Consider the following 9,634-nt stretch of genomic DNA (forward strand, 5'->3'; position numbering starts at 1 on the left):
CCTAGTGCTGGGCTTAATGTAGTGTCACTTGAGTTTCACTCATAGCGTTAACTTGATTTTTTAGCAGCTCAGCTGCCGGGTCATCGGGACATTGGTCGATAAAATACTGATAATCACTCAATGCCATCTGGTGACAATCGAGCTGCTGATAGATAAACCCACGATCACGTATTTCATACGGGTCATCAGGAACAAAAGTCAGTGCTAAATCCGTGCACTTCAAGGCCAAAGTATAGCGCTCTTCACGCAGCAATGCGCTCTTGAGGAGTGCCAGCCAGCGGCCAATGACTGTCGGATTATCAACCGATTTCAGATGCTCATGTTTCAGAGTCGCTAATGGCCCACTGTGACCAATCAACCACGCACCGAGTACATGCTTAGAGACGTACTCGCCATTGAACGGGTTGATAAACTGAGGGCTTTCTCCATACCACTCCAGCTTTAGCAAAAACTGACTTGGAAAGGTCACACCCGTAATGGGAAAGCCTAACTTGCGTCCTAAATAGAGTAATACCGCACCTAAGCTGACCGGAATACCCTTTCGACGTTCAAGGACTTTATCAATAAACGCATTGGAAGAGTCGTAATAAGCTTCCTGATCGCCAGTAAAACACCACTCGTGATAAAACAGTCTTAATAACGAATCAAAACGCTGCTTTTCGTCCGCATCTTGGCTCAAGTTCAGCTCTGCTTCTTTCAGTAATCGATGCAATTCTCTCTCGGCCCACTGATCATTAGTTGTAGGGTTGATCGCTTTATTCAGTATCAATGCCCCTTCTGCCAGTTCGATAGCGTCAAAATCTTCATCAAACAACTCAAGCATGAATATTACCTAGAACCCCTTAACCTAAAAATATTGGCGCTTTACTGATAGCGACTTTGCCAGCCATTGCTAACCAGCCTAGTGCCCCAAAGAAAGAAAACGTACGCAGTAGTTTATTTTTACCTAGTTTAAGTGCAAAGAATCCAAGTGCGATGTAGGCCAGTACACAAGTGATCTTCTCAGTCAACCAAGGGGCAGCTGGTGTAAAAGGAATAAAGCCCGTGATAAATATCAGACCGATGCCAGACAACAATAGACAGGTATCATTGATATGGGGAAAGATCTTAAAAAACTTCTTCTCAAGTAAACCTGAGTTTGCCATCATCATCGCATAACGAACAGACAATAAAGTGGCACTGATTGCTATCGTCAATAGGTGAAAGTGCTTTAAACCTTCGTACATAATTATCTCTCTTGCTTCTCTGGAGAAAATTGACCTATGGTTACGCGGTCGTTTTCGCCGTAGTCTTTATAAGTTGTAATATTGTGGTACCCCAGTAAGCCCAGAATCTCTCTCACTGCCGCACCTTGATCGTAACCGTGCTCAAACATCAGCCAGCCATCGCACTGAAGGAAGTTGAGTGCCTGACTTGAAATATGTTTGATGTCAGCCAATCCGTTATCTTTTGCTACTAAAGCGCTCAGCGGTTCAAATCGCACGTCTCCCTGTGCCAGATGCGGGTCATGCTCTTCAATATAAGGAGGGTTTGATACTATGAGAGCAAACTTTGTACCACTTCCTATAGGTTCAAACCAGCTGCCTGATAAAAATTGTGCATTGCGAATACCCAGATGTTCAGCATTAGACTCAGCGAGCTGTTTAGCTTCTTGCTTGAGATCGATACCCCAAACTTGACGGTTTGGTAACTCTGAAGCAATGGCGAGCGCAATCGCGCCGGTTCCTGTGCCTAAATCGAGAATATCACCTTGATTATCAATAGCTTTCTCTAATGCAATTTCAACCAAACGCTCAGTATCTGGACGTGGAATAAGCGTACTGGGGGCGACTTTTAGCGGCAATGACCAGAACTCACGTTCCCCAGTAATGTAAGCGACAGGTTCGCCGTTGATTCGACGCTGTAAGTTCGCTTCAAAAGCCAAGATTGCTTCTGAATCCAGAATTTTATCAGGCCACGTAAGCAGAAAGGAGCGAGGTTTGTTGAGGGTGTGGCAAAGCAATACCGCCGCGTCAAGAGAGGGCGAATCACTGCCACTCTCTTGAAGTCTATGGGCGGCACTTTTTAGTGTGTGTTCAACACTGTGCAGTGCAGTCATTGATTAGTTGTTCTCAGCCAACGCCGCAAGTTGATCCGCCTGATGTTCCTGAATAACAGGTTCAACCAAGCATCCTAGATCCCCTTCCATGACTTCGTTAAGACGGTAGACAGTCAGGTTAATACGGTGGTCCGATACACGACCTTGTGGATAGTTGTAAGTGCGAATACGGTCACTACGGTCACCAGAACCAAGCAGGTTACGTCGAGTATCAGATTCTTCAGCAGCCCGTTTCGCTTCTTCCGCCTGAATAATTCGAGCGGCAAGTACCGACATGGCCTTAGCTTTGTTTTTGTGTTGAGAACGCTCATCCTGACATTCGACTACCGTTCCTGTCGGCAAGTGGGTAATACGAATCGCAGAATCTGTCGTGTTAACGTGCTGACCACCAGCTCCAGAGGCGCGGAAGGTATCAATCTTTAGGTCAGCCGCTTTAATTTCTGGGATTTCCGCTTCTGGAATCTCGGCCATGATAGCCACAGTACATGCGGAAGTGTGGACGCGACCTTGCGATTCAGTCGCTGGCACACGCTGAACTCGGTGACCACCTGATTCAAACTTCAATACGCCATAAGCACCGTCTCCAGACACCTTAGCGATCATTTCTTTGTAACCACCGTGCTCTGCCTCATTCGAAGACATAACTTCAATACGCCAGCCATTTTTCTCAGCAAACTTACTGTACATACGGAAAAGATCACCAGCAAAGATACCCGCTTCGTCGCCACCGGCGCCCGCACGGATTTCTAAGAAACAGTTGCGGTCGTCATTTGGATCTTTTGGCAACAACAAAATTTGCAGCTCGTCATTGAGACGTTCAATAGTTTCTTTTGCTTCTTTGATCTCTTCCTGAGCCATTTCGCGCATCTCTGCGTCATCTTCCTTCGCCATTTCTTCAGCGGCTACCAAGTCTTCTTGAGCTTGCTGGTAAGCCTGAAAACACTTAGTGACTTCCTCTAACTGAGAGTACTCTTTTGATAAGGAACGGAATTTATTTTGGTCACCGATCACGTCCGGATCGCCAAGTAGATGTTGAACTTCTTCGTAACGCTCAACCAGTGTTTCTAGCTTAGTTAGAATCGAGGCTTTCATAGTTTTCTTAACTCAGGGTTCGATAAATTGGGCGTCTTTGACGGCCAAAAAAATTAGGAGTCTTCCAGACCCAAACTTTGTCTTAGCGTAGCAAGCTTAGCTGGCTCGCCTTGCTCCGCCGCATTTTGTAAAGCTCGGGTTGGAGCATGAATCAATTTGTTTGTCAGTTTGTTGCTGAGTTCAAGCAGAACCTTTTCAGGCTCGACGCCTGCGGCTAATGACTGAAGGCTTTTGCTCAGCAGATCTTCTCGAATGTCGTTAGCCGACTTACGGTAGTCGCGAATACTGTCGACCGCTTGGAGAGAGCGTAGCCAAGACATAAAGATGGCGCTCTCTTCACTGACAATCGCTTCCGCCTGAATGGCTTCCACTTTTCGCTGTTCCATGTTGTTTTCGACAATTGACTGCAAATCATCCACAGAATAAAGGTATGCATCATCCAATTCCGCAACTTGCGATTCAATATCACGAGGGACAGCGATATCAACCAACAGAATTGGCTGGTGCCGACGAGCTTTCAGTGCACTTTCCACCATACCTTTACCAATGATTGGCAATGGACTGGCGGTGGAGCTTATCACAATATCAGCACGAGGGAGATGTTCTGGTATCTCAGGCAAGCCAATAATCTGAGCCCCAAATTGTTCCGCGAGAGGCATAGCACGCTCTCTAGTGCGGTTAGCAACGATCATCTTACTACAACCATTACTTGCCAGATGTTTAGCAACCAACTCAATCGTCTCGCCCGCCCCCACCAATAATACGGTCGAATCACGCAGTGATTCAAAGATGTGCTTCGCTAATGTGCAGGCTGCATAAGCGACTGACACCGCATTACCACCGATATCGGTTTCTGTTCTGACACGTTTTGCAACAGAAAATGTCTTCTGGAACAGTTTTTCCATCGCAGTATCAACCGCTTTGTGCTCACGAGAATCTGAATAGGCTTGTTTGACTTGTCCGAGGATTTGCGGTTCGCCTAATACCAAAGAATCTAAACCACAAGAGACTCGCATCAAATGACGAATAGCGGCTTGCTCTTCATGGACATAGAGGCTGGGTTTTAAATCTTCCGGGCTAACCTGATGGAATTGTGCCAACCAATCAATGACTTTGCTTTTTCCGGAAGACTTAACATCACAATATATTTCAGTACGATTACACGTAGAAATAATCACACTGCCGTTTACAAGAGGGTTATCGCCTAACTGATTAAGTGCTTGAGGTAACTTCTCCGGTCCAAATGCGACTTTTTCTCGCAACTCTACCGAAGCTGTATTGTGGTTAATACCTATGGCAAGCAAAGACATGTAATCAAGGTTCTCTGAATCGGCGAATAAACAAATAAGAACGGAATTTTACTTGATGACCCAATTTAATTAAAGGGTATCCGGGATATGTTTTCATGACTTCGTGATTTCAATGATATAGTGTGGCACAAGATAAGGACTAAAATGGATAAATTATCAGCAATGGCGGCTTACTTTCGTCCCTTACTCATTTTTCTACTCTCTGGGTTGATTCTGTCTGGTTGTACCACGCTCAACACCAGCAATACCAATGTCGAATGGCAAACTCATCAGCAACGCTTGGACAGTATTCTTCAGTATCAATCTAGCGGCAAACTGGGCTACATTTCTCCTCAACAGCGCCAATCTCTAAATTTTCATTGGAAACACAGTCCAGAGGCAAGTCAGCTTCGACTCACCACCTTTATCGGCCAGACTGCACTGAACCTGAAAATTACGCCAATTGGTGCTTCAGTCGAAACCTATGAAGACCAGACCTACACTTCGCACGATGCCCAATCGCTTATTTATCGCCTAACAGGCCTCACCTTACCTGTTGAGCAACTTAATAACTGGTTCTTAGGTAGCCCCATTAACGCTGACACATACCGACTTAATGACACCAATACTTTGGCCTCATTGACTAAACAGGTTAATGGGCAAATCTGGCAACTTGATTATCTTAACTATCAAGATATCCAGTATCAGGGTAACATTTTACCTTTGCCACAGAAGCTAAAGTTGAAACAAGGCGATATTTCAATCAGCATCGTTATATCCAAATGGAATCTTGATCAATGATCAGCGAAACAACGCATTGGCCTTCACCGGCAAAATTGAACCTTTTCTTATACATCATAGGTCGCCGTGACAACGGTTATCACGAGTTGCAAACCTTATTCCAGTTTGTTGATCATGGTGACACCCTCACCATCACTGCTGATCAGAGTGGTGAAATCCGATTGACGCCCGATCTGCCGGGCGTAGCTTTGGAAGACAATCTGATTTGGCAGGCGGCTATGGCACTGAAAGCGAAAACAGATTGTTCATACGGTGCACAAATCGAATTAGACAAAGTGCTGCCAATGGGCGGAGGCATCGGCGGTGGCTCATCAAACGCAGCAACTGTTTTAGTCGCTCTGAATCACCTATGGCAGACTCACCTATCAGAACATGAATTGGCGGAGATTGGGTTAGGGCTTGGCGCTGACGTACCGGTGTTTACACGTGGATTTTCGGCATTTGCTGAGGGCGTAGGCGAAGCGTTAACTCAGACTGAACCTGAAGAAAGGTGGTACCTCGTCGTTAGACCGGATGTGGCCATCGCAACTGTGGATATTTTCACTCACCCCGCCTTGACTCGAAACACACCAAAGCGTGATCTGGCAACACTTCTTGACAGCCCGTACGAAAACGATTGCGAAAAAATTGTTCGAATGCTCTACCCAGAGGTTGATAAGCAACTTTCTTGGCTGCTACAATATGCGCCGTCAAGACTGACGGGGACCGGATCCTGCGTTTTTGCTGAGTTTTCAAGCCAAAATGAGGCCAACAAGGTTCTTGAAAGAATGCCTGACAACGTCTCTGCTTTTGTAGCAAAAGGGAAGAACATTTCCCCTTTACATGAGACGCTCGCTAAGTATTGCTTAGCCCACAATATATCTATCTAAATACTGGACGCAACCCTGAGGTTTCCACCGTGCCTGATATGAAGCTATTTGCTGGTAACGCTACACCTGAACTAGCCCAACGTATTGCTGATCGTCTATACATCTCTCTTGGTGATGCAAGTGTTTCTCGTTTTTCGGATGGCGAAGTCGCTGTACAAATTAACGAAAACGTACGTGGTAGTGATGTTTTTATCATTCAATCTACCTGCGCACCAACTAACGACAACCTAATGGAACTTGTAGTGATGATTGACGCAATGCGCCGCGCTTCAGCGGGCCGTATTACAGCAGTTATCCCTTACTTTGGTTACGCTCGCCAAGACCGTCGTGTGCGCTCAGCGCGTGTGCCAATTACAGCAAAAGTTGTTGCTGACTTCCTTTCTAACGTCGGCGTTGACCGCGTCCTCACTATCGACCTACACGCAGAGCAAATTCAGGGATTCTTCGACGTCCCTGTAGATAATATTTTCGGTACACCTGTTTTGCTTGAAGATATGGAAGCGAGAGGTCTTGAAAATCCAGTTGTGGTTTCTCCAGATCTTGGCGGTGTTGTACGTGCTCGTGCGACAGCTAAAGCTTTAGGCGACATCGATATCGCTATCGTTGATAAACGTCGTCCACGCGCGAACGTTTCCGAAGTGATGAACTTGATTGGTGATGTAGAAGGCCGTGACTGTGTGATCGTTGATGATATGATCGATACTGGCGGCACTCTATGTAAAGCAGCAGAAGCGCTTAAAGAGCGTGGAGCTAAGCGTGTCTTTGCTTACGCAACTCACGCAGTGTTCTCTGGCAACGCCGCTCATAACATCAAGAATTCGGTACTGGACCAAGTCATCGTGACAGATTCCATTACTCAATCAAAAGAAATGCAAGCCACGGGTAAAGTGACGACGCTGAGCTTATCGCGTATGTTGGCTGAAGCCATCCGTCGTATTAGCAACGAAGAGTCTATCTCTGCCATGTTCAACTAAGCTTGGATTAGATAAGAATGACTTAAAAACACCCCACTTTGGGGTGTTTTTTTATGGCAATAAACTGGCAGTCAACGCACACCTCGCCCGAGCTAAGAAATCTGTGCTATCATACTGCGCTTTTTGAGATTCCAAGAGAGATCCTAACCTTGAGTCAACCGATCAAACTTCTTGTCGGCCTTGCCAATCCTGGGCCTGAATATGCCAGAACTCGCCACAATGCTGGAGCTTGGGTAGTAGAAGAACTGGCACGTGTTCATAACATCACACTGAAAAACGAAACGAAGTTTTTTGGCCTGACTGGACGCATTATGATCAATGGTCAAGATCTCCGCTTGCTTATTCCAACGACCTTTATGAATCTCTCTGGTAAATCGATTGCCGCACTGGCAAAGTTCTACCAGATAAAGCCAGAAGAAATAATGGTCGCTCACGATGAGCTAGACTTACCTCCCGGTATCGCCAAATTTAAGAAAGGCGGCGGGCACGGCGGACACAATGGCCTCCGTGACACAATTAGTAAGCTTGGCAATTGCAAAGATTTCTATCGTCTCAGGATCGGCATTGGCCATCCGGGACATAAAGATAAAGTAGCGGGATTTGTTCTAGGCAAAGCGCCTGCCAAAGAGCAAGAGTTACTGGATGCAGCGGCGGATGAGTCCGTACGCTGTCTAGACATCCTAATAAAGGATGGCCTATCAAAAGCGCAAAACCGTCTACACACGTTCAAAGCAGAATAAGGTTAATATCATGGGTTTTAAATGTGGCATCGTTGGTCTACCAAACGTCGGTAAGTCAACTCTGTTTAACGCACTAACTAAAGCAGGCATCGAGGCAGCAAACTTCCCGTTCTGTACTATCGAGCCAAATACTGGTGTTGTACCTGTACCCGATCTGCGCTTAGACGCGCTAGCAAAGATCGTTAACCCACAGAAAATCCTGCCAACAACGATGGAATTCGTTGATATTGCAGGCCTGGTTGCTGGTGCATCCAAAGGTGAAGGCCTAGGTAACAAATTCCTAGCGAACATCCGAGAAACTGACGCAATTGGCCACGTAGTGCGCTGTTTTGAGAACGAAAACATCGTTCACGTAGCTGGTAAAGTGTCTCCTATTGAGGACATCGAGGTTATCAACCTTGAGCTAGCAATGGCCGACCTAGATTCTTGTGAGCGCGCAATTCAACGTAACAACAAGAAAGCAAAAGGTGGCGATAAAGACGCTAAGTTTGAGCTAACTGTCTTAGAAAAACTACTTCCCGTTCTGACCGAAGGTGGCATGGCCCGCACGGTTGAGCTGGCAAAAGAAGAGCTGGCAGCGATTGGCTACTTAAACTTCTTAACCCTCAAACCAACGATGTACATTGCCAACGTCAACGAAGATGGTTTTGAAGATAACCCATACTTAGACGCAGTACGTGAGTTTGCAGCAAAAGAAAACAACGTTGTTGTACCGGTATGTGCAGCAATTGAATCTGAACTATCTGAACTGGAAGATGAAGATCGCGAAGAATTCCTTGCAGACATGGGCATTGAAGAACCAGGCCTGAACCGTGTGATCCGCTCGGGTTATGAGTTACTCACGCTACACACTTACTTCACTGCAGGCGTGAAAGAAGTTCGAGCATGGACGATTCCGGTTGGAGCAACAGCACCGCAGGCAGCAGGTAAGATTCACACTGACTTTGAAAAAGGATTTATTCGAGCTGAAGTCGTTGGCTACGATGATTTCATCGAATTCAACGGTGAAAGTGGTGCAAAAGATGCGGGTAAGTGGCGTTTAGAGGGCAAAGAATACATCGTCAAAGATGGTGATGTCGTTCACTTCCGCTTCAACGTTTAATTTCTTTGCAAATCATTAACTTTCAAAGCCAGCACTCGTGCTGGCTTTGTCGTTTCTGAATCTTTGACGCCTATATTAAGTTAGCTAATGGGTCACACTTTGTTATCACTTTTCGGTGATTAACACGCCTCTTTGTTTAAAAAGAAACCGAACAGTTGATTTATCCCGATTTATTCAAAAAAACTATTGACGCCTTTGCTCCAACTTCGCATAATGCGCGCCGTTCCCGATGATAAGGTCAACTATCTGAAAGAACTCAATATGGTATGGCTACGTAGCTCAGCTGGTTAGAGCACATCACTCATAATGATGGGGTCACAGGTTCGAATCCCGTCGTAGCCACCATTCCTAAAACCTTTTACGAAAGTGTTTAGGAATAGATGCGGAAGTGGCGGAATTGGTAGACGCACCAGATTTAGGTTCTGGCGCCGCAAGGTGTGAGAGTTCAAGTCTCTCCTTCCGCACCATATTTAGATAGCTTCGTGCTATCACCCTGCAGGTCTATCGCCAAGCGGTAAGGCAGCGGCTTTTGATGCCGCCATTCCCTGGTTCGAATCCAGGTAGACCTGCCATTATTTAAAGTGTTAAGCCTTTTAGAAAAAGGGCTTGTCACTAAGAGCGCGAAGGTTTATATTGTCTCGCTCACGAGTGGCTACGTAGCTCAGCTGG

Annotated in this window: 10 protein-coding genes and 3 tRNA genes; 8 read left to right on the plus strand and 5 right to left on the minus strand. The window is 46.0% G+C overall.

From position 1 onward, the window contains the following. Window positions 1-13: 13 nt before the first annotated feature. From TW84_RS16330 to hemA, 5 genes are read right to left on the minus strand one after another with little or no spacing between them, the layout of a single operon-like run. The gene (locus tag TW84_RS16330; protein ID WP_045976697.1) at window positions 14-823 is read right to left on the minus strand and encodes a SirB1 family protein; all 810 of its coding nucleotides are present in this window, start codon (window positions 821-823) and stop codon (window positions 14-16) included. A 19-nt stretch (window positions 824-842) separates the two neighbouring features. Further along, window positions 843-1,226: a SirB2 family protein gene (locus tag TW84_RS16335; protein ID WP_045976698.1), complete on the minus strand. Its 384-nt coding sequence runs from the start codon at window positions 1,224-1,226 to the stop codon at window positions 843-845. 2 nt (window positions 1,227-1,228) lie between these two features. Further along, the gene (gene prmC, locus TW84_RS16340; RefSeq protein WP_045976699.1) at window positions 1,229-2,098 is read right to left on the minus strand and encodes a peptide chain release factor N(5)-glutamine methyltransferase; all 870 of its coding nucleotides are present in this window, start codon (window positions 2,096-2,098) and stop codon (window positions 1,229-1,231) included. Between the two features lie 3 nt (window positions 2,099-2,101). Continuing rightward, the gene (gene prfA, locus TW84_RS16345; RefSeq protein ID WP_045976700.1) at window positions 2,102-3,190 is read right to left on the minus strand and encodes a peptide chain release factor 1; all 1,089 of its coding nucleotides are present in this window, start codon (window positions 3,188-3,190) and stop codon (window positions 2,102-2,104) included. A gap of 53 nt (window positions 3,191-3,243) precedes the next feature. Further along, a complete protein-coding gene (hemA, locus tag TW84_RS16350) occupies window positions 3,244-4,500 on the minus strand; it encodes a glutamyl-tRNA reductase (protein ID WP_045976701.1) in 1,257 nt (418 codons plus the stop codon). A 162-nt stretch (window positions 4,501-4,662) separates the two neighbouring features. Between hemA and lolB the strand changes: the two genes are divergently transcribed. From lolB to TW84_RS16390, 8 genes are all read left to right on the plus strand, one after another. After that, window positions 4,663-5,280 (plus strand): lipoprotein insertase outer membrane protein LolB, encoded by a 618-nt coding sequence (gene lolB / locus TW84_RS16355; RefSeq protein WP_045976706.1) that lies wholly within the window; start codon window positions 4,663-4,665, stop codon window positions 5,278-5,280. Further along, entirely contained in the window at window positions 5,277-6,149 is an 873-nt protein-coding gene (ispE, locus tag TW84_RS16360) for a 4-(cytidine 5'-diphospho)-2-C-methyl-D-erythritol kinase (RefSeq protein ID WP_045976702.1), read from the plus strand. The genes lolB and ispE overlap by 4 nt, the downstream gene beginning before the upstream one ends. Before the next feature lie 29 nt (window positions 6,150-6,178). Continuing rightward, on the plus strand, window positions 6,179-7,123 hold the full coding sequence (locus TW84_RS16365) for a ribose-phosphate pyrophosphokinase (protein ID WP_045976703.1): 945 nt from the start codon (window positions 6,179-6,181) through the stop codon (window positions 7,121-7,123). A gap of 149 nt (window positions 7,124-7,272) precedes the next feature. After that, the gene (pth, locus tag TW84_RS16370; RefSeq protein ID WP_045976707.1) at window positions 7,273-7,863 is read left to right on the plus strand and encodes an aminoacyl-tRNA hydrolase; all 591 of its coding nucleotides are present in this window, start codon (window positions 7,273-7,275) and stop codon (window positions 7,861-7,863) included. A gap of 10 nt (window positions 7,864-7,873) precedes the next feature. Then, window positions 7,874-8,965 (plus strand): redox-regulated ATPase YchF, encoded by a 1,092-nt coding sequence (gene ychF / locus TW84_RS16375; RefSeq protein WP_045976704.1) that lies wholly within the window; start codon window positions 7,874-7,876, stop codon window positions 8,963-8,965. A 268-nt stretch (window positions 8,966-9,233) separates the two neighbouring features. Continuing rightward, window positions 9,234-9,310, plus strand: a tRNA-Met gene (locus TW84_RS16380). A 37-nt stretch (window positions 9,311-9,347) separates the two neighbouring features. Next, a tRNA-Leu gene (locus tag TW84_RS16385) sits at window positions 9,348-9,432 on the plus strand. Between the two features lie 30 nt (window positions 9,433-9,462). Continuing rightward, a tRNA-Gln gene (locus tag TW84_RS16390) sits at window positions 9,463-9,537 on the plus strand. Window positions 9,538-9,634: the final 97 nt, after the last annotated feature.

The sequence above is a fragment of the Vibrio neptunius genome (genome assembly GCF_000967495.1).
In the GTDB taxonomy this organism is placed as follows: Bacteria; Pseudomonadota; Gammaproteobacteria; order Enterobacterales; family Vibrionaceae; genus Vibrio; species Vibrio neptunius.